The 18844-nt window shown below is 73.2% G+C and carries 16 protein-coding genes; 4 read left to right on the top strand and 12 right to left on the bottom strand.

Going from position 1 to position 18844, the window contains the following annotated elements; genetic code table 11:
- Positions 1 to 2: 2 nt before the first annotated feature.
- Positions 3 to 1328, bottom strand: a complete 1326-nt coding sequence (locus ACGFI8_RS45495) for a serine hydrolase domain-containing protein (RefSeq protein ID WP_392814719.1) — start codon at positions 1326 to 1328, stop codon at positions 3 to 5.
- 64 nt (positions 1329 to 1392) lie between these two features.
- Here ACGFI8_RS45495 and ACGFI8_RS45490 point away from each other — a divergent pair, with 64 nt between their 5' ends.
- Complete coding sequence (locus ACGFI8_RS45490) at positions 1393 to 2139, top strand: SDR family NAD(P)-dependent oxidoreductase (protein ID WP_392814717.1); 747 nt, start codon at positions 1393 to 1395, stop codon at positions 2137 to 2139.
- Positions 2140 to 2152: 13 nt separating this feature from the next.
- Here the strand turns inward: ACGFI8_RS45490 and ACGFI8_RS45485 are convergent, their stop codons facing one another.
- The 11 genes from ACGFI8_RS45485 to ACGFI8_RS45435 form a co-directional block, all read right to left on the bottom strand.
- Complete coding sequence (locus tag ACGFI8_RS45485; protein ID WP_392814714.1) at positions 2153 to 3778, bottom strand: amidohydrolase; 1626 nt, start codon at positions 3776 to 3778, stop codon at positions 2153 to 2155.
- A gap of 38 nt (positions 3779 to 3816) precedes the next feature.
- Positions 3817 to 4620, bottom strand: a complete 804-nt coding sequence (locus tag ACGFI8_RS45480) for a DUF4184 family protein (protein ID WP_392814713.1) — start codon at positions 4618 to 4620, stop codon at positions 3817 to 3819.
- A gap of 91 nt (positions 4621 to 4711) precedes the next feature.
- On the bottom strand, positions 4712 to 5797 hold the full coding sequence (locus tag ACGFI8_RS45475; protein ID WP_392814711.1) for an ABC transporter permease: 1086 nt from the start codon (positions 5795 to 5797) through the stop codon (positions 4712 to 4714).
- Entirely contained in the window at positions 5794 to 6687 is an 894-nt protein-coding gene (locus ACGFI8_RS45470; RefSeq protein ID WP_392814708.1) for an ABC transporter ATP-binding protein, read from the bottom strand. The genes ACGFI8_RS45475 and ACGFI8_RS45470 overlap by 4 nt, the downstream gene beginning before the upstream one ends.
- A gap of 227 nt (positions 6688 to 6914) precedes the next feature.
- Positions 6915 to 7583: a response regulator gene (locus ACGFI8_RS45465; protein ID WP_392814706.1), complete on the bottom strand. Its 669-nt coding sequence runs from the start codon at positions 7581 to 7583 to the stop codon at positions 6915 to 6917.
- Positions 7584 to 8315: 732 nt separating this feature from the next.
- On the bottom strand, positions 8316 to 9827 hold the full coding sequence (locus ACGFI8_RS45460) for a histidine kinase (RefSeq protein WP_392814703.1): 1512 nt from the start codon (positions 9825 to 9827) through the stop codon (positions 8316 to 8318).
- 71 nt (positions 9828 to 9898) lie between these two features.
- Positions 9899 to 10372 (bottom strand): hypothetical protein, encoded by a 474-nt coding sequence (locus tag ACGFI8_RS45455; protein ID WP_392814700.1) that lies wholly within the window; start codon positions 10370 to 10372, stop codon positions 9899 to 9901.
- A gap of 63 nt (positions 10373 to 10435) precedes the next feature.
- A complete protein-coding gene (locus ACGFI8_RS45450; RefSeq protein WP_392814698.1) occupies positions 10436 to 10771 on the bottom strand; it encodes a hypothetical protein in 336 nt (111 codons plus the stop codon).
- A gap of 32 nt (positions 10772 to 10803) precedes the next feature.
- The gene (locus ACGFI8_RS45445; protein ID WP_392814696.1) at positions 10804 to 11208 is read right to left on the bottom strand and encodes a helix-turn-helix transcriptional regulator; all 405 of its coding nucleotides are present in this window, start codon (positions 11206 to 11208) and stop codon (positions 10804 to 10806) included.
- Positions 11209 to 11293: 85 nt separating this feature from the next.
- On the bottom strand, positions 11294 to 13072 hold the full coding sequence (locus ACGFI8_RS45440; RefSeq protein WP_392814694.1) for a glycoside hydrolase family 76 protein: 1779 nt from the start codon (positions 13070 to 13072) through the stop codon (positions 11294 to 11296).
- Positions 13073 to 13161: 89 nt separating this feature from the next.
- Positions 13162 to 13434, bottom strand: a complete 273-nt coding sequence (locus ACGFI8_RS45435; protein WP_392814693.1) for a LamG-like jellyroll fold domain-containing protein — start codon at positions 13432 to 13434, stop codon at positions 13162 to 13164.
- Positions 13435 to 13615: 181 nt separating this feature from the next.
- Between ACGFI8_RS45435 and ACGFI8_RS45430 the strand changes: the two genes are divergently transcribed.
- The 3 genes from ACGFI8_RS45430 to ACGFI8_RS45420 all read left to right on the top strand — a co-directional run bounded on the left by ACGFI8_RS45430 (position 13616) and on the right by ACGFI8_RS45420 (position 18583).
- Positions 13616 to 14143 (top strand): SigE family RNA polymerase sigma factor, encoded by a 528-nt coding sequence (locus ACGFI8_RS45430; protein WP_392814690.1) that lies wholly within the window; start codon positions 13616 to 13618, stop codon positions 14141 to 14143.
- Positions 14140 to 15342 (top strand): hypothetical protein, encoded by a 1203-nt coding sequence (locus ACGFI8_RS45425; protein ID WP_392814688.1) that lies wholly within the window; start codon positions 14140 to 14142, stop codon positions 15340 to 15342. Before ACGFI8_RS45430 ends, ACGFI8_RS45425 begins: the two co-directional genes overlap by 4 nt.
- 112 nt (positions 15343 to 15454) lie before the next feature.
- Entirely contained in the window at positions 15455 to 18583 is a 3129-nt protein-coding gene (locus ACGFI8_RS45420) for a GH92 family glycosyl hydrolase (RefSeq protein WP_392814686.1), read from the top strand.
- Positions 18584 to 18844: the final 261 nt, after the last annotated feature.

The raw sequence follows: 18844 nt of genomic DNA, 5'->3' as shown, positions 1-18844 counted from the left end.
GCTCAGCCGGCGGCGGGCACGGCCCGGATCGGCGCGTACCCGGTCGGGCCGAACGAGACGTTGTCGCTCGCCGTGACCGTCACCGAGCCGGCCTCGAAGCGGCACCGGTACGTGCGCACGAACGGCCCGTCGAGGTAGGCCACCCGGAAGGTGTACTCGAACGGGCCGGTCCACCCGCCGGTGCTCGCCGCCGGCCCGTCCGTGTGCCACTCGCCGTCGCGGCACACGTGCTCGTGGACGCCGGTCTCGTCCACGATGGTGACCAGCCCGGGCGCGAACGTGATCGCCCGGATCGTGGGCGGCCGCTCGTGGCTGGGCCGCCAGTCCTGCGGCCGCGAGGTGCGCGGGCGCTGCACCACGAACGTCCCGCCGGCCACGGCCCCGGGCGAGCCGCCGCGGATCGCGGGCAGCGCCAGCCGCCCCAGCGCCGCGGCGTCGGCGGCGTCAGGGGCCTTCAATGGCCCCGTGTCGTGCAGCAGGTGCGCCCAGACCAGGTCGAGCACGCCCTGCATGTCCGCGGTGCCGGCGGTGAGCGCGAGGACCGCGTCCTGCTGCGGCATGACGATGCAGAACTGGCCGAACGCGCCGTCGCCGCGAAACGCGCCGTGCCGGCAGCGCCAGAACTGCAAGCCGTATCCCTGGCGCCAGTCCTCGCTCTCGCCGGCGTCGGCGTTGGCCACCTGGAACCGGGTCGCCTCCGCCGCCCAGCCGCCGGGCAGGATGCCGCGCTCGTCGTGCAGGTACACCTGGCCGAACCGCGCGATCTCGGACGTGCGCGCCGCCATGCCCCAGCCGCCGGCGTCGAGGCCCGCCGGGCACCGCTCCCACGTCACGTCCCCGAATCCCAGCGGGTCGAACAGCCGCGGCCGCAGGTACTCGACGAGCCGCCGCCCCGTGAGCCGCTGCACGATCGCGGCCAGCATGTAGGTGGCGCCGCTGTTGTACACGAAGTGGGTGCCCGGCTCGCGCTCGACCGGCAGGTCCAGGAACGCGCCGGCCCAGTCGTCCCCGGCGGTGATCGGCGGCGCGGTGTCCTCGACGTGCCCGGTGGTCATCGTGAGCAGATGCCGCACGAGCATCCGGGGGTCGCCGCGCCCGCCGAAGTACTTCGCGACCGGATCATCGAGCCCCATCAGCCCCTCGGCGACCGCGAACCCGACGGCGGTGGAGGTGAAACTCTTGCTGAGCGAGAACAGCCGGTGCGGCACGTCGCCGCGGTAGGGGTGCCAGTATCCCTCGGCGACCACCTCCCCGCCGTGCAGCAGCACCATGCCGTGCAGGGCGTCGACGCCCCGTTCGGCCGCGTCGAGGAAGGACCGCACGCTCACGACCGCGAGCCTAAGCCCTGCCGCTTGCCGCGGGGCGGGTGGCGGCGGATAGCATCTCGGGTTTATGGCGAGGATTCTGGTCACCGGGTCGACCGACGGGATCGGGCTGGAGACGGCGCGGACGCTGCAGGGGCTTGGGCACGACGTCGTGTTCCACGCGCGCAGTCAGGAGCGGGCCGACGGGCTCGACGGGGCGCCCGAGGTGCTCGTCGGCGACCTCGCCTCGCTGGAGCAGACCCGGCGGATGGCGAGCGAGGCCGGCAAGTTCGACGTGGTCGTCCACAACGCCGGGATCGGCGGGCAGGACGAGCGGCGCGAGACCGGCGACGGGATCGAGCGGACCTTCCACATCAACGTGCTCGCGCCGTACGTGCTGACGGCGCTCATGCCGCGGCCGGGCCGGCTGGTGTACCTCACCTCGGGGCTGGAGTCCGTCGGCGTGGCCGACCTCGCCGACCTGCAGTACCGGCACAAGCCCTGGCACGGCATGCAGGCCTACAGCGACTCGAAGCTGCACGACGTCGCGCTCGCGTTCGCCGTGGCGCGGCTGTGGCCGGACGTGCTCAGCAACGCCGTCGACCCGGGCTGGATCCGGACGAAGCTGGGCGGGCCCAACGCGACCGACGACCTGCCGATCGGCGCCGCCACGCAGGTGTGGCTCGCCACCGGCGACGGCGACGCCCTCGTCACCGGGCGGTACTTCAAGTGGCGCCAGGCCCTGCGCCCCAACCCGGCGGCGAACGACCGCGCCTACCAGGACGGCCTGCTGCGCGCCTGCGCCGAGCTCTCCGGCGTCGCACTGCCGTCGTGAGCCGCGGGCTCGCCTAGCGCTCGTGGACCGGCTCGCCGTCGATGAAGACCAGGTCGGCGCGCACGTCGTGCAGCGGGGAGCCCGGGGCGAACGGATCGCGGTCGAGCACGACCAGGTCGGCCGCCTTGCCCGGGGCCAGGTCGCCGATCTGCGCGTCGAGGCCGCTGACGTAGGCCGAGCCGGCCGTGTACGCGCGCAGCGCCTGCTCCAGGGTCAGCGCCTGCTCCGGCAGCATCGGCGTCCGCGCGTCCGGCCAGCCCGACTCGGCCGAGCCCGCCGGCTCCGTGCGGTGCACCGCCACGTGGATCGCCTGCCACGGGTCGGGGGTGCTCACCGGCCAGTCGCTGCCCGCCGCGAGCCGCCCACCGGCCCGCGCGATGGCGCCGAACGGGTACTGGTGCCCGGCCCGTTCGGGGCCGAAGTACGGCACGCACAGGGTGTCGTTCTGCTCGTGGTGGGTGGCCCAGAGCGCCTGGATGTTCGCCGTCACGCCGAGCGCGCCGAAGCGCGGCACGTCGTCGGGGTGCACGACGTGCAGGTGCGCGATGTGGTGCCGGCCCGTGTTCCCACTCGCGGCCACCGCGTCGAGGCACTCGCGCACGGCCCGGTCGCCGATGGCGTGGAAGTGCACCGCGAACCCGGCCCGGTCCAGCTCGGCGACGTACTCCCGCAGCCGGGCCGGGTCCACATTGGATGTACCGCAGACGCCCAGGCCCACATAGGGTTCGAGCATGGCGGCGGTGAAGTTCTCGGCCACCCCGTCCTGCATGATCTTCACGATCCCGGCCCGGAAGCGTCCCTCGCCGCCGGCCTCGGCCCGGCGCCGGATCAGGTCCGGGATCTGCTCGGCCCCGCGGTCGCGCTCCCACCACAGCGCCCCGGCGACCCGGGCCCGCAGCCGGCCCTCGCGGTCCGCCCGCAGGTAGGTGCCGAGCTGATCGCGGGCGCCCGCGTACGCGCCGACGATCGCGTCCTGCCAGCCGGTGATGCCGAGGGAGAAGAGGTACCGCTGCGCCTCCATCAGCGCGACGTCGTAGTCCTCGTCGGTGTCCTCGGGCAGCAGCGGCGTCACGAGGTCCATGGCCGCCTCGTGCAGCACCCCGGTCGGCGCGCCGCCGGGGTCCCGCTCGATGCGCCCGTTGGCCGGGTCGGCCGTGCCCGCGTCGATGCCGGCGCGCTCGAGCGCGGCCGAGCTCACCCAGGCCGAGTGGTGGTCCCGGTTGGGCAGGAAGACGGGCCGCCCCGGCGCGACGGCGTCGAGGTCCTCGCGGCGCGGCAGCCCGCCCGGGAACGCCGACATCGACCAGCCGCCCCCGGTGACCCACTCGCGCCCGGGGTTGGCCGCGGCATAGTCCCCGACGGCCCGCAGGTACCCGGCCCGGTCGTGCACATGGGACAGGTCGCACCGCAGCCGCTCCAGGGCCCCGCTGACCGGGTGCACGTGGGCGTCGTGGAAGCCGGGCATGAGCATCCGCCCGCCGAGCCCGACCACGTCGAACCGCTCGTCCCCGAGCGCCGCCCGCACGTGGGTCTCGCCGCCGACGGCGAGGATGCGCCCTTCGCGCACGGCGAGCGCCTCGGCGCGCTCCCCGCCCCGGCCGGTCCAGATCGGACCGCCGGTGAACACCAGCCCACCCATGTGCCGCCTCCCGGGGGTCTCAGCAGGTCCTGACGAACTTACCGTGATCGCCGGCGGCGCAATAGAGATCCGGTACCCGGCCGAGCCGACACGGCGGCCGCGGCGGCGAGCAGTGAGGTCGCGGCCACGCCGAGCATGCGCGCCGACAGTACTGCGGGCCGGGGCAGCGGCGGCAGGAAGGGCACGATCCGCTCGCGGGTCGCCGGGGCCAGAACCGCCGCCGCGGTGCCCGCCGCGCCGGCTGCCGCAGCGGTACCCCAGAACAGCGCCGGCCGGTGCGGGACGGACGGCGCCGGGCCGTGCCAGGCCCGGATGCGGCGGCGCCGGCCCAGGTGCGCGGACAGGGCCAGCCACCCGGCCGCGCCCGCGACGCTGGAGGCCAGGTGCAGCGGCATCCACAGCGGCACGCCGGGGACGGCCTCGCGGGCCAGGCCGGGCAGGCCGACCCGGGTGCCGGGCACGGAGGCGTGCGTGACGTGGTCCCACGCCACGTGGCTCGCGGCGCCCAGCAGCGCCGAGCCGGCCGTGACCCACCAGCGGTGCCGCACGCCGCCCAGCGCACCGTAGTCGCGGGCGGCGAGCGGCCCCAGGCAGGGCAGGTGCGCGGCCACCGCCGGGGCCGCGCGCCGGACCAGACGCGCGGCGGCCATCGTGGCCGGCACCGAGGCGGTCACGCCCCACCAGGTGTGTCCGTACGTGAGCGGCGGCCGGCAGCCGCCCAGCGCGTAGGGCAGGTCCGGGGCCGCGGCCCCGATCACGAGCGCCACGCCGTCGAACAGGTCCGGCCGCCACAGCTTCAGCGGCAGTACGGCGGCGGCGTGCGACGGGAACGTGGCCGGCATGATCGAGACTGTAGCCGCCGCCGCGACGGCCGTGGCGTTCAAACCCGGCCGGGCCGTCGATGGCTCGCGACGGCCCGGGGCGGGCAGGTGGTCAGAGGCTGCGCAGCTCGCGGTCCCGCCACGCGGCGGCCCACGAGGTGCGGCCGTTGGTGCGCAGCAGCGACCCCTCGTAGATGCGCGCGCCGGCCAGCAGCGCGCCGGCGGCGGCCAGGGCGAGCAGCACGAGGGACACGAACGGCTCCCAGCCGGCCGCGTCGCCGTCGAAGAGCCGCACCGGCATCGCGGTGGGCGCGGACAGCGGCACGTAGGACAGCACCCGCATAGCCACCGGGTTGTCCTGCAGGAAGATCACCAGGAAGAACGGCGCCATGACCGCGAGCTGCACCGGCATGCCCGCGTTGGCGACGTCCTCGAGCCGGTTGACCAGCGCGCCGACGGCGGCCCACAGCGAGGCGAGCATGACGAAGCCGAGGACGAAGAAGGGTACGAACCAGCTCATCGCCGGGGCCAGCAGCGGCAGCAGGCTGCCCGCGTCGCCGGTGAACTGGGCGCCGGCCACGCTCACCAACGCGATCAGCGCCACCTGGGCCAGCGCCAGGATGCCGCCGGCGGCCACCTTGCCGATCAGCAGCGCCCGCACCGGCACGGCGGCGACCAGGATCTCGACCATCCTGGTCTGTTTCTCCTCGGTCACGCTCTGTGCGATCTGGACGCCGAAGGTCAGCGACGTGAAGAAGAAGACCAGCGCGAACATGAACGGCACGAGGAACGCGACAAGCTCGTTCACCGCATCAGGATCCAGCAGTCGTACCTCGGGAGGCGTCGACAGCGCCCGCACGACGTCGTTCGGCGCGGACTTCATCGCGAGCACCTCGGGTACCGAGCCGTTCGAGGCGCCCTTGTCCACGACCGCGGCGTCGGCGTCCCTGTCGCGCACCAGCCGCTCGGGGTCCGCGGCGATCTTCACCTTGAGGCCCGCGTCGCGCAGCCTGCCCTCGTACGGCGAGGACTGCGCCACCGCGACCGTGGACGGCCCGCCGGCGAACAGCGCCGGCAGGACCGTCGAGGCGGCCGCGAACAACAGGAAGAACAGCGTGCTGAACAGGAACGTCTTGTCGCGCAGCTTGACCTTCAGCTCGCGCGCGGCGACGAGGCGGACGGCCTCGAGCAGGTTCATCTGGTTACCTCTCGGAAGATCTCGGCGAGCGACGGGACGACGGGGCCGAACGAGCGCACGGGGCCGCGGGACAGGGCCTCCCGGAGTACGATCTGGTCGTCGGCGCCCTCGGCGAGGTCGAAGACGGCGCGGTCGCCGTCCAGGTCGACCAGCGACACACCCGGCTGGTCGCGCAGCCACCCCGCGTCGCCGTCCACGTGCAGCTCGTAGCGCGGCTCGGCGTACGCGGCCCGCAGCTCCGCCCGCGTGCCGGTGGCCCGGATCTGCCCGGCGCCGATGACGACGAGGTCGTCGCAGAGCCGCTCGACCACGTCGAGCTGGTGGCTGGAGAACAGCACCGGCACCCCGGCCGCGGTCCGCTCGCGCAGCACCGCCACGACGACGTCGACGGCCAGCGGGTCGAGGCCGGAGAACGGCTCGTCGAGGACGAGCAGCATCGGGTCGTGCACGAGCGCCGCGGCGATCTGCGCGCGCTGCTGGTTGCCCAGCGACAGCTGCTGCAGCGGGTCGTCGGCCCGCTCGCCCAGGCCGAGCCGGTCGAGCAGGTCCGCGGCGTTGCGCCGCACCCGCTCCGGCGACAGGCCGTGCAGCCGCCCGAGGTAGATCAGCTGCTCGCGGACGCTCATCTTCGGGTACAGGCCGCGCTCCTCGGGCATGTACCCGACCCGCCGGCGGTCGTCCTTCGTCAGCGCCGCCCCCTGCCACGTGACCGTGCCCGCGTCGGCGGCCAGGACGCCGAGGATGATCCGCATGGTCGTGGTCTTGCCGGCCCCGTTGGCCCCGACGAACCCGGTCATCCGGCCGGCCCCGACGTCGAACGTGACGTCGGTGAGGACCTGCCGGTCGCCGAAGCGCCGGTCGACCCCCTTCAGTTGCAGCGCGTCGCTCATACCGATCACGCTAGGCGCTGCGGCCGCCCGGCGAATCCGGCCCGCGATCTACCCGCCGGGTCCGTCGCGCGACGGACCCCGGGCTCGGCGCGACGGACCTCGCGTTCCACGCACCGGAGCGCGCGCTCGGCGCAACGGGCCCAGTCTCAGTGCGTTGGACCGGCGCTCAGCGCGGCGAGCCCGCGTTCCGCGTGACGGGCCCCGCGCTCAGCGCGACGGGCCCGGTCTCAGCGCGACGGGCCCGGGGTCACCACGCCGTGCTCGTACGCGAACACGACCGCCGCCGTGCGGTCGCGCAGCTGCAGCTTCGTCAGGACCCGGCTGACGTGCGTCTTCACCGTGGCCTCGCCGAGGTGCAGGCGCGCGGCGATCTCCGCGTTGGTCGCCCCGCCGGCCAGCTCGACGAGCACCTCCCGCTCCCGCGGCGTCAGCTCGGCCAGCCGGGCCTCCCCGCCGCCCCAGGCCGCGCCGCGCCCGGGCCGGGCGAACGCCGCGATGACCCGCCGGGTCAGCTCCGGAGCGAGCAGCGCGTCCCCGCGCGCCACGATCCGCACCGCGTCGATGAGCGCCTCGGGCGTGCCGTTCTTGAGCAGGAACCCGCTGGCCCCGGCTTCCAGCGCCGCGAACAGGTAGTCGTCCCGGTCGAACGTGGTCAGCATGAGCACGGCGGGCGTCGGCCCGGCGGCGGTGATCTCCCGCGTGGCGGCCAGCCCGTCCAGCCCCGGCATCTCGACGTCCATCAGCAGCACGTCGGCCTCGGTCGACGCCGCCAGCTCCACCGCCTGCCGCCCGTCCGCCGCCTCGCCGACGACGCGCAGGTCATCCTCCGTCTCGAGGATGACCCGAAACCCGGTGCGGACGAGCTGATGGTCGTCCGCGAGCAGCACCCGAATCACGCCCGCACCCTATACAGACCGCCGCCTGCACCCGAAACCTGCACCCGAAATGAGGATCATGACGCCGCGCCCGCAGGCTCTGTGCTCGCCGCCGACCGCGCGCAGCTCGCGCACGGTGGTCACGACGCCGCGCCCTGCATCGCGCCGACCGGCGTGCGCGGCTCGGCGTGATCCACCGTTGCCGTGCCGGCTGTCCAGGACGGCCGAAACTGCCCCCTTCCGTCCGACTTCGACCCCACCCCGCGGCCCTGGACTCGATCGCGGTCTTCTCCCGGACGGCGATCGAGCGCCGCGCCGCCCTGACTGGCCGAGTTCCTGACGGTGAACGAGTCCGGCCCGATCACCGAGATCCGCCGGGTGTACGACCTCGACGCCGTGGATCACCTGATGCCCGACCTGCTGCTGGAGACTGTGTAAAAAATGGCTGTGATAGCAGCCATCTTTTACACGTGATCTTGCGCCATCCCGGACGGCCGGCATGGCAACGGCGGATGATGGAGAACCCCGCGCGCCGCGGCCGCCGGGCGCGTGATCACGGAGACTTGCTGACGGACTGGCGCCACCAGCCGATTGACGGTCGCGCTGGGCCCCGACAACGGCGAGATGGTTGCGGTGGTCGCGGCCCGATCGCGCGCTCGGGGCCCGGCGGGTCGGGCGGACAGTCGGGGTCGGGCTCCGGGATCGGCCGGCTTGGGCACGGCGGGGCAGGTGGGCGGGCGGCGCGGGCGGGGGTCAGGTGGGTGGGGTGGGTGCGGGCGGGCGGTGCAGGGGGAAGCGGGCGCGGACGCGGAAGCCGGGGCCGCTCGTGCGGGGGCCGGTCTCCAGGACGCCGGCGTGGGCCGTGACGCGCTCGCGCATGCCGATCAGGCCCAGGCCGCTCGTCTGTTTGCGGGTCGGGCCGCGGCCGTCGTCGGCCACGTCGAGCTCCAGTTCGTCCGCGTGGTAGCGGATCCGCACGTCGAGTTTGGTCGCGGACGCGTGCTTCAGGGTGTTGGTCGCGGCCTCCTGGACGATCCGGTATCCGGCCAGGGACAGCGACTCCGGCAGCTCGACCGCGTCGCCGTACACGCCCAGGCTCGTCTCCAGGCCCGCGTGCCGCACCGAGTCCAGCAGCTCGGCGATCCGGTGCATGCCCACGGCGGCCGGGGCCGTCGCGGGGGAGGAGTCCGGGGCGCCGCCCGGCGCCGGGTCGGCGGATCCTGCCGCTGAGCCCGTGGAGCCATCGGCCGAGCGCCCGGACCGGGAAGTCGGTGAGCCGGGGGCGGCGTGCCCGGCGGAGAGCACGGCGCCGGGGGAGGGCGGCGAATCGCCAGGTGACGCGGGCGTGGAGGTGGCGCCCGGGGCGGCGGTGAGGGGCGGTGGTGGCGGGGACGGTGGGTCGTTCTGGCGGAGGAGGCCCAGCATGCGGTGCAGTTCGTCGACCGCGGTGCGGGCGCTCTGCTCCACCGCGGCCAGGGCCCGCTTCGCCTGGGACGCGTCGCGGTCCAGGACGCGGCGGGCCGCCGAGGCCTGGACGCCCATCACCGACACGTGGTGCGCCACCACGTCGTGCAGCTCGCGGGCGATGCGCAGGCGCTCCTGCAGGACGGTGCGCGCGGACTCCTCCTCCTTCGCGGCCAGCAGCTCGGCGGCCTGGGCCTCGACCTGGTGGCGGCGGCGTTCGGCGATCCAGGCGATCTCGCCGAAGAAATACGCGAAGCCGAACACCAGGATGTTGACCAGGACGCCGTTGATCGCGGCGGCGAGGATCGGGGACACCGGGCCGTCGGCGTCGGTGAACTCGGCGACGGAGAGCAGGGGCAGCGCGATGAGGTAGGAGATGCCGAGCCATACGAACATCGCGGCGATGATGCCCGCGCGCAACCAGGACGAGCGGCGGTGGTCGCGGCCCCAGGCGCCGAGCGTGTAGATCGCGGCGAACAGCGCGCCCGAGGTCAGCTGCTGCTCGGGGGCGTGCCGGACCTGGCCGGCGATGAACGCCACCGCCACCACGACCGCGACCGCCTCGGGCCAGCGACGCCGCCAGCACAGGGGGAGCGTGACGAGGACGGCCCACAGGACCTGCTCGGTCAGCGACGGCAGGTGGTGGAACATGAACATGCCGACGCTGCGGGCCAGGGTCAGGTTGAGCAGCGTGACGGCGGTGACGACGAGCCCGATGACGACATCGATGCGCAGCCGGCGCTCGTCCGGCCGGGACCGCTCCCAGCCCTCACCGGCGGCGACCGTTTCCTCAGCGGTCATCTCTTGCCCACCCCCTCCCCGTGGAGTCGCTGCGCAGTCTACGGGCGGGGTATGACAAGACCGCATTGTCGCTACGGGGCGGCGGACGGAGGCTCGGCGGACCACGGCGGCGAGCCGGGCGGCAGACCGAAACCGGGCGCGGGAGGGACGACGGGCGAACCGAACCCGGGGGCCGGCGCGCCGACGGCGACGACCGGGCCCGCGGGGGACGGCCTGCGGACCACGAACGACGCCACCACCAGCGCCACCCCGATCGTGATCAGCACCGCATCCGCCACGAGGTAGGCGTTGTTCACCGTGTTGAAGGTGTCGATGTCGAGGTCCCCGCCGGACGTCATCGACCGCAGATGCAGCACCCACGCGACGTTCGCCGCCTGGTCGGCCGCGATGAGCAGGCTCCCGGCCGCGGCCAGGATCCCGCCGAGCACCCCCATCCGCCGGATCATGAGCAGCGCCAGGAGCACGCCGGCGAGGGCGATGAGGAACACGGGCACGCGCAGCGCGATCTGCACGCCCGTGGACAACGGCTCGACGGTCGTATCCACGTGATCACCCTACCGGACATCCCGGTATCAGCCGGACAGCCGGGCGCCGCGGGCGCCCGCCGCTCAGCGGGGGCGGCGCCGGCGCATGTAGTGCTCGATCGCGCCGCCGGGGTAGGCGTCGGCGACCGCGGACTGCACCGCCTCGCGCAGCCAGTTCGGCAGCGAGCCGCCCAGGTTGAGGCCGTTCTCGACCTGCCAGCCCTTGCTGCCGAGATCGTTGAGCAGGCCCACCTTGCCGGGCACGGCCTGCGACTGGATGCTGGTGCCGTCGACGACGACGGCGGCCAGGCCGTATTCGAGCGCCCGCTGGTTGCGGTCCGGGTGGTTGCGCAGCCGGCGCTGCTCGTCGGACTGCGTGGAGACGAAGTACACGTAGCCGTACTCCCACTTCTCGGTCACCCAGCGAATGCTGCCCCCATCGGCGTTGGTCATCAGGCCGTTGCGCGCGGAGTCACCCGCACCGGGTCGGCCGTTCGGCCGACGTGCGGTCTCAGGCGGTGCAGCCGGAGGCGTTGCTGGCAGGCGTACGCGCGCTGGCCGAGGTGCCGCAGCTGATCCCGGCTGCGGGCGCCGCGCAGGTAGTGGTCCAGCGGCTCGCCCGAGTCGCCCAGCGCCTCCTCGATCGGGGGCAGTTCCGTGTGCGCGGCCAGCCGGTAGGCGCCGGCCCGGCCGGGTACCGCCTCGATCGGCAGCCCGGCCGCGGTCAGCAGGTCGATGTCCAGGTAAATGGTCCGGACGTCCACGCCGAAGCGGCAGGAGAGCGCGGCCGCCGAGACCCACGGGCGGGAGCGCAGCTGCAGCAGGATGCCCACATGGCGCGTATGCCTGAGGCTCATGCCGTCATCTCCGCTTCGCTCCGACGGCGGCACGGGCTGAACTTCTGCCGCTGATGAGCGGTCCGGGGCGAAGCGGAGGGACCGCTCATGATGCCACCAGCAGGGCCGACAGGGCGGCGGCCTGGGTGCGCCAGTCCGGCGGTGAGGCCGGGAGCGCCCATCGGGAGCCGATCCGGTTCATCGGGTCGCGGCCGCCCCACAGCGTCGCGGCCTGGGTGTCGGCGAAGGACTGGAACTGCTGGCCGGCTTCGGTGAGGTACCGCATGAACACGCCCTTGAACTGTTTCTGGTTGTCGTCGCAGGACTGCCCGGGCTGGTCGCACGACTCCGTGAGGATGCCGTCGCGCACCAGCGGCGAGGCGAGCGCGGCGGTGCCGAGCCGGCGCGCCGCGTCCAGGTAGGTCGTCGAGCCGGTCGCGCGGTAGAGCTCCATCGCCGCGCCGATCGCCAGCCCCTGGTTGTAGGTCCAGACCGTCTGCCCGTTGTTCTGGCAGGTGGTCGTGAGGCCGTCGTTGACGAGCCCGGAGGGGTTGATCAGGCCGCTGGCGGCGAACCAGTTCCAGCCGGTGACGGCCCGGCCCAGCCACGCGGTGTCGCCGGCGATGCGGTTGTGCAGGGCGGCGGTCAGCCGCAGGTACAGCCCGATCGTCACGGCGTTCTTGTAGGTGCGCTCGCGGTCCCACCACACGCCGCCGCCGCACGTGGACGGGTCCCAGAAGCCGGCCACGGAGTTGGCGATGGTGACGGCCTCGTCGAGGTACACCCGGTCGTGGGTGAGGTCGTAGGCGTCGATCCAGGTGAGCCCCCACCAGGCGGTGTCGTCGATCGAGCGGCTGATGAAGTGGCCGTCGACCGGGTCGGAGGAGCGGGCGCCGGCGGGGAAGGCGACCCGGTTGACGTCGAACGTGCGGCGCACCGCCCAGGCATAGGTCTGGTCGCCGGTACGCCGGGTGTAGCCGATGACCGCGCCGAGCGCGACCGCGGAGTTCCACCAGCCCGACGGCCACCACGACGGGTAGGGGTCGTAGTCGTACATGAGCGCGTCGACGGCCCCGCGCAGCCGGTCTGCCGACGGGCGGGTCCACGGCGTGCACGCGCCGTTCTGCCCCTCGACGGCCCGGCCGCAGGCGCGCACCGCCCCGCCGTAGAGCAGCGAGGTGGGGTCGGTGGCGTTGAACCGGTTGGTCCGGCCGCCGGTGGTGCGGCCGAGCGACGAGCCGCCCGGCCAGCTGGCGCCGCCGTCGAAGGAGCGGTCCAGCCATACCTCGTCGCCGGCGCGGTTGTTCGTGATGGTGCCCCACGCCATGCCGGCCGAGTCGAGGTGCAGCGAGATCTGCCGGCCGCTGAGCGTCACCGTGCTGACCGCCTGCGCGTCGGTGCCGCCGCTCGCGTTGTCGCAGGTGGCGTTGCAGACGCCGGCGCGCACCCAGGCGGTGCAGGCCACCGCGTGCGCGTCGCCGCAGGCGCGAATGATCCCGCGGCGGTGGTGCGAGGGGTCCGAGAGGTTGTACATCAGGGTCCGGGTGCCGGTCCACGTGCCCGGGATGGCGGCCTTGCCCAGCAGGCCCTCCCAGGTGGCGCCGCCGTCGTAGGAGCGGTCCAGCCACACCGCCTCGCCCTCGGTGCCGGCGTCGATGCTGCCCCAGGCCATGCCGTCGGCGTCGGACAGGTGCAGCACCAGCCGGCGGTTGTTGATCAGCAGGGTGCCGACCGGGAAGGTCTCCTGGCGGGCCTGGGACGGGTCACGGGTGTCGCAGTACAGGGCGCAGACGGGCGGGTTCGCCGCGAGCGCGGGGTTCGGCGCGACCGCGAGGCCGGCGACGAGCAGCAGCAGGACGGCGAGCGTTCGGTGGATGGCAGCCACGGGAAACTTCCTTTACAGAAAGCGCTCTCACAACGTTGTACGTCGGTGCTTGACCATCGTCAACAGGCAGTCTTCCTGCCAGATGTCCCTCAGCCGATCACGCGGACGTCGGCATCCGTCAATGCCCGGGTCCACACCTTCACCTGGTCGATGCGGCCGGGGAAGTGGTCGGCCTCGCCACCGTTCCACTTGCCCCGGCCGATCGTGAACGCGCCACCCGCGGCCCACGCCGGCCCCGCCGCCATACCGGCGGGCAGGGCGATGGTGCCGAGCGCGGAGCCCGCGAACCCGCCCAGGGCGGCCAGGCGGAGCAGGTCCCGGCGGCTTGGGTGCAGCGGCGGGTTCACGTGACGAGCAAACATTTTCCGACGCTAAGTGTCAACGAACTCCATGGATATTCATCGGTACTTGTGGGAAGTTGTTCGATCCGTGAAGGCTGGGCGTGAGTTCTGCCAATCATTGACAGATTGACGTCCGGTACAACCCCGGGTGCGGCCGGTCGCCTCTACCCTGTGACCGCCAGCCCGAAGGGACCCGCAAGCGTTGCGACCGGACCTCGAACACGACTACACGCAGTACGTGGCCGCGAGGCTGCCGCGGCTGCACCGCATCGCCTACCAGCTGCTGGGCGACCGCCACCGGGCCGACGACGCGGTCCAGGACGCGCTGACCTCCCTGTACCAGCACTGGCCGCGCGTGCACGAGGTGCACAACCTCGACGCGTACGTGCACACCATGGTCGTGCGGGCCGTGCTGTCCGACCGGCGCCGCTTCTGGGCCCGGGTCCAGCTGTGGGGGAGCCCACCCGAGCCCGCCGGCCCGCCCCACCCGCCGGACGAGCCCGGCGTCGAGCAGCGGATGGTGCTGCGCCAGGCGCTGCGCGCCCTCCCGGAGGGCCAGCGCACGGTCCTGGTCCTGCGGTTCCTGTGCGACCTGCCGGTCGAGGAGGTGGCGGCCGTGCTGAGCCGCTCGGAGGGGACCGTGAAGAGTCAGACCTCGCACGGGCTGAGGGCGCTGCGGCGGCTCCTGGACGTCTCGGAGTTCTCCGCGCTGAGGGATGGTGCCGCATGATCGACAATCCGCTGCAGCCGCTGCGCGACGACGCCGGGCCGGGCACCGGGCTGACCGCCGAGGGCCTGGTGCGGGCGGGCCGGCGCCGGGTGCGGCGCCGCCGTACGGCGCGCGCCGCGGCCGCCGCGGCGCTGGTCCTGGTCGTGACGGTCGGCGTCGCCGCCGTCGCCGAGCTGCGCCCGCGCCCGCAGCCGCCCGGCCCGCAGCCGGCGCCGACCGCCACCCGGCCGGTGCCCCCGGCCCCGACCCCGTCGGCCACCCCAGGCTGCCAGGTGTACCTGCTCGCCATGCCCGACGGGGTCAAGGTGGACCCGGTCGTGGTGGACGCGACCGGCCACTGGGCCGCCGGGCTGCGCGCCGACCGGCGCGGGGTGGTGATCTGGCACGACGGCGTGGTCTCCAGCGTCGTGCAGGACGTGGACGTCACCAACCTCGCCGGGATCAGCGCGGCCGGCGTCGCGGCCGGCAGCGGCCCGGCCGGCGACGGCCGCTCGCGCGCGATGACCTTCCAGGACGACCACGCCACCGCGCTGCCGCTGCCCGCCGGCGCCCCGGCCGGGGCCGCGACGAGCGGATACGGGGTCAACGCCGGCGGCGACGTCGTCGGCACCTACGACGACCCGCGCGCGGGCACGCGGCGGGCGGTGCTCTGGCGGCACGACGATCCGGTCCACCCTCGGGTGCTCGCGACTCCGGCCGGCCGCAACGCCGCCGCCTTCGCGATCTCGCCGGACGGCACGGTCGGTGGCATGCTCGGCGACTTCGCCGACGGGCACCGGCCGTACCTGTGGCGGCCCGACGGCACCGGCACCGAACTGCCGCGGCCGGCCGGCAAGGCCGACGGCCTCGTGGACGGCCTCGCCGGCGAGTGGGCCACCGACTTCGACAACGGCGTGCGGTGGCGGCTGACCGGGCCGGGCACTTCGGGCACCCCGGGCACCCCGGCGCCGATCGCGATGCCCGCCGTGGACGGGGCCACCGGCAGGAGCCTGACCGCCGACGGGACGGTGCTCTTCAGCGGGCCGAAGCGCGCGGTGCTGTGGGGCGCCGGCGAACCGGTCGAGCTGCCCCTGCCCACCGGCTTCGCCTATGTCCGCGCGCGGTCGGCGAGCGCCGACGGCACCGTGATCGGCGGGGTCGCGAGCAACCTGCAGAGCACCGCCAGTGGCACACCGCTCCTGTGGCGCTGCGGTGGGTGAGGCGCCCTGACCTGCGGGTGTATTGACAAATGTTGACCAAACGTTGATCAGAGGCTATGAATGTGCATCGAGAGCGCTCTCCCGTCCTCACCGCCACCGAACGGGAGACACCATGCCCCGATCCCGCAAGGTCGACCGGCTGCTCGCCGGCGCGGGAGCCGCCCTACTGGGCAGCACCCTCGCCGTGGTGCAGTTCGCGGCCCCCGCCCAGGCCGCCGACCTCAACCTGACCCAATACGTCAACCCGCTGATCGGCACGGACGACAGCAACTCGCCGAACCCGGTCGGCGGCGGCGCCGGCGGTAGCACGTTCCCGGGTGCGACCGTGCCCTTCGGCATGCTCCAGTTCAGCCCGGACACGCCGACCGCGTCCCCGTCGGGCTACCGCGACAGCGACCGCACCATCGAGGAGTTCAGCCTCACCCACTTCAACGGCGCGGGCTGCCCGAACAACGAGGACATCGGGCTGCTGCCGGTCACCGGCGCGCTCGGCTCGTCGCCCGGCACGTCGTGGACCAGCTACGCGTCGGCGTACACCAAGAGCAACGAGGTCGCCCAGACCGGCTACTACAAGAACCGGCTGGACAAGTACTCGACGAACGTCGAGGTCACCTCCACGACCCGCACCGGGGTCATGCGCCTGACGTTCCCGTCGACCAACCAGGCCCGGCTGCTGGTCAACACCAGCCGCAGCGCGACCGGAAACCGCAGCGGCAGCATCAGCATCTCCGGCAGCGACGTCACCGGCAACGTGACCGCCGGCGGGTTCTGCGGCTCGTCGAAGACCTACCCGATCTACTTCTCGATCCACTTCGACCGCGCCCCGTCGTCGTTCGGCACCTGGAACGGCTCGACGATCACCAACGGCTCGGCGAGCACCAGCGGCACCAACACCGGCGGCTTCGTCACCTGGGACACCACGAGCAACGCCGTGGTCAACGCGCAGATCGGCGTCTCCTTCGTCAGCGTCGCGGGCGCCACGGCCAACCTCAACGCCGAGACCGCCGCGTTCGACACCGCCCGGACCAACGCCAACAACGCCTGGAACAGCGCGCTCAACCGCGTCCAGGCCACCGGCGGCAGCAGTACCGAGCTGCAGAAGTTCTACACGGCGCTCTACCACGTGATGCAGAACCCGAACGTCTCCAGCGACGTCAACGGCCAGTACCGCGGCTTCGACAACGCGATCCACACCGCGACCCACCCGGTCTACCAGAACTACTCCGGCTGGGACATCTACCGCTCGTGGGCCGCGCTCGTCGCGTTCATCGCGCCCGACGTCAGCAGCGACATCATGAAGTCGATGGTCCTCGACGGCCAGCAGGGCGGCCTGCTGCCCAAGTGGTCGCAGCAGACCAACGAGGACTTTGTCATGACCGGCGACCCGGGCCCGATCATCGTCGACAGCGCCTACCAGTTCGGCGCCCGCGACTTCGACACCGCCGCCGCGCTGCAGCTGATGAAGAACGCGATCGCCGGCGCCGGCGCGCAGGGCTCGCCGATCCGCGGGCGCGAGTCGGAGTACGAGTCGAAGAAGTACATCCCGGGCGCGCCGTCGGACTCGATGGAGTACTCGGCGTCGGACTTCGCCGTGGCCCAGTTCGCCAAGGCGCTGGGCGACACCACGACCTACAACTCGGCAATGACCCGCGCCCAGTACTGGCGCAACACGTTCAACACCGAGTCGAGCTTCATCCACCCGCGTAACAGCGACGGCACGTGGCCGTGGCCGCTCAACCCGGCCCAGGAGAGCCCCTTCACCGAGGGCAACGCCGCGCAGTACACCTGGATGGTCACCTACAACTTCGCCGGGCTCATCAACCTCATGGGCGGCCCGCAGACCGCCAAACAGCGCCTCGACCACCACTTCACCGAGCTCAACGCCGGCCTGTCCCGCCCGTACTTCTACCTCGGCAACGAGCCGGAGCACGGCGTGCCGTGGGCGTACAACTTCGCCCAGTACCCGGCCGGCGCCTCCTCGGCGGTGCGGCGTGTCATGAACGAGACGTTCACCACCGGCGCCGGCGGCCTGCCCGGCAACGACGACCTCGGCGCCACCTCGGCGTGGTACGTCTGGTCCGCGATGGGCATGTACCCGGCCACTCCGGGCGCGGACACGCTCGCGATCCACGGCCCGTCGTTCCCGTCGATCCTCATCCAGCGCTCGGCCGGCAACATCCAGATCAACGGCGGCAGTGCGACGTCGCAGTACGTGCAGAGCCTGACCCTCAACGGCTCCGCGGTCTCGCGCAACTACCTGCGCTATCCGGACCTCGCCGCGGGCGGCACCCTGCAGTACACGATGGGCACCAGCCCGTCGTCGTGGGGCACCGGCGCCGGTGACGTCCCGCCGTCCTTCACCGACGGCGCGACCCAGCCTTCCACCCCGCCGAACCTGGGCACCAACCTGGCCCAGGGCAAGACCGCGACGGGTTCGGCCACCTGCGCCGCGGCCGAGTCGGCCGACAAGGCCGTCGACGGCAGCCTGTCGAACAACAGCAAGTTCTGCACGGCCGCGGCGACCAAGTTCCTGCAGGTCGACCTGGGCTCCAACCAGAGCGTCGGCGCGGTCGTGCTCAAGCACGCCGGCCTCGGCGCCGAGAACACCGGCTGGAATACCGGCGCGTTCACCATCTCCACCAGCACCGACGGGACGAACTGGAGCCAGGCCGCCACCGTCTCGGGCAACCGCTCCAGCCGCACGCTCAACCAGTTCACGGCGCGGACCGCCCGCTACGTGAAGGTCGACATCACGACGCCGGCCAACGACGGCAACAACGCGGCGCGCATCTACGAGTTCGAGGTGTACGGCGCCTTGACCGGCGGCAACCTCCTGCTCAACAAGCCCGCCACCGCCGACTCGTCGTGCGCCTCCACCGAGGGCCCGGAGAAGGCGGTCAACGGCTCGGTCTCCGGCGGCAACTCCGACAAGTGGTGCTCGCTCGGTACGACCAAGTTCCTGCAGGTCGACATGGGCGCCTCGAACCACCTGAGCTCCATCGTCGTCAAGCACGCCGGCGCCGGCGGCGAGTCGGCCAGCTGGAACACCCGCGACTTCGACCTGCTGGTGTCCACCGACGGCAGCACCTGGACGACGGTGGCGTCGCCGCGCGGCAACACCGCGGACGTCACCACGCACGCGGTCAACGTCACCGGCCGGTACGTGCGGCTGAACATCATCACGCCCACGCAGACCACCGATTCGGCGGCGCGCATCTACGAACTGGAGGCCTATTCCTGATCGAAACCACAGGGGGGAGCGGCGCCCGCCGCGCCCCCCTGGAGTTTCGTCACCGGGGTTCAGCAGGGCGCGTCGGCGCCGGCCACGTTCACCGCGGTCCACGCTCGCGGCGAAGGCCGGCCACCGTGGGGTGACCGGCCTTGAGCCAGGGGCAGGTGTGACGGGTTGGAGGCCGCTCAGCTGGAGGCGATGCCGAGGTGGCCCTCGCCGCCGTGGAACTGGGTGCCCTCGGCGAAGGCGGCGTCGAAGCGGTGCTGCAGG

Origin of the sequence: Dactylosporangium sp. NPDC048998 (genome assembly GCF_043197855.1) — a bacterium.
Taxonomy (GTDB): domain Bacteria; phylum Actinomycetota; class Actinomycetes; order Mycobacteriales; family Micromonosporaceae; genus Dactylosporangium.
This window is presented reverse-complemented; position numbering and strand designations above follow the sequence as displayed.

Bases quoted from the DNA above. Each gene is read 5' to 3' on its own strand.
- ACGFI8_RS45460 (WP_392814703.1), bottom strand. From the start codon at position 9,827: ATGACCGCTGAGGAAACGGTCGCCGCCGGTGAGGGCTGGGAGCGGTCC.
- ACGFI8_RS45485 (WP_392814714.1), bottom strand. From the start codon at position 3,778: ATGGGTGGGCTGGTGTTCACCGGCGGTCCGATCTGGACCGGCCGGGGC.
- ACGFI8_RS45435 (WP_392814693.1), bottom strand. From the start codon at position 13,434: ATGTTTGCTCGTCACGTGAACCCGCCGCTGCACCCAAGCCGCCGGGAC.
- ACGFI8_RS45475 (WP_392814711.1), bottom strand. From the start codon at position 5,797: ATGAACCTGCTCGAGGCCGTCCGCCTCGTCGCCGCGCGCGAGCTGAAG.
- ACGFI8_RS45490 (WP_392814717.1), top strand. From the start codon at position 1,393: ATGGCGAGGATTCTGGTCACCGGGTCGACCGACGGGATCGGGCTGGAG.
- ACGFI8_RS45480 (WP_392814713.1), bottom strand. From the start codon at position 4,620: ATGCCGGCCACGTTCCCGTCGCACGCCGCCGCCGTACTGCCGCTGAAG.
- ACGFI8_RS45425 (WP_392814688.1), top strand. From the start codon at position 14,140: ATGATCGACAATCCGCTGCAGCCGCTGCGCGACGACGCCGGGCCGGGC.
- ACGFI8_RS45445 (WP_392814696.1), bottom strand. From the start codon at position 11,208: ATGAGCCTCAGGCATACGCGCCATGTGGGCATCCTGCTGCAGCTGCGC.
- ACGFI8_RS45470 (WP_392814708.1), bottom strand. From the start codon at position 6,687: ATGAGCGACGCGCTGCAACTGAAGGGGGTCGACCGGCGCTTCGGCGAC.
- ACGFI8_RS45420 (WP_392814686.1), top strand. From the start codon at position 15,455: ATGCCCCGATCCCGCAAGGTCGACCGGCTGCTCGCCGGCGCGGGAGCC.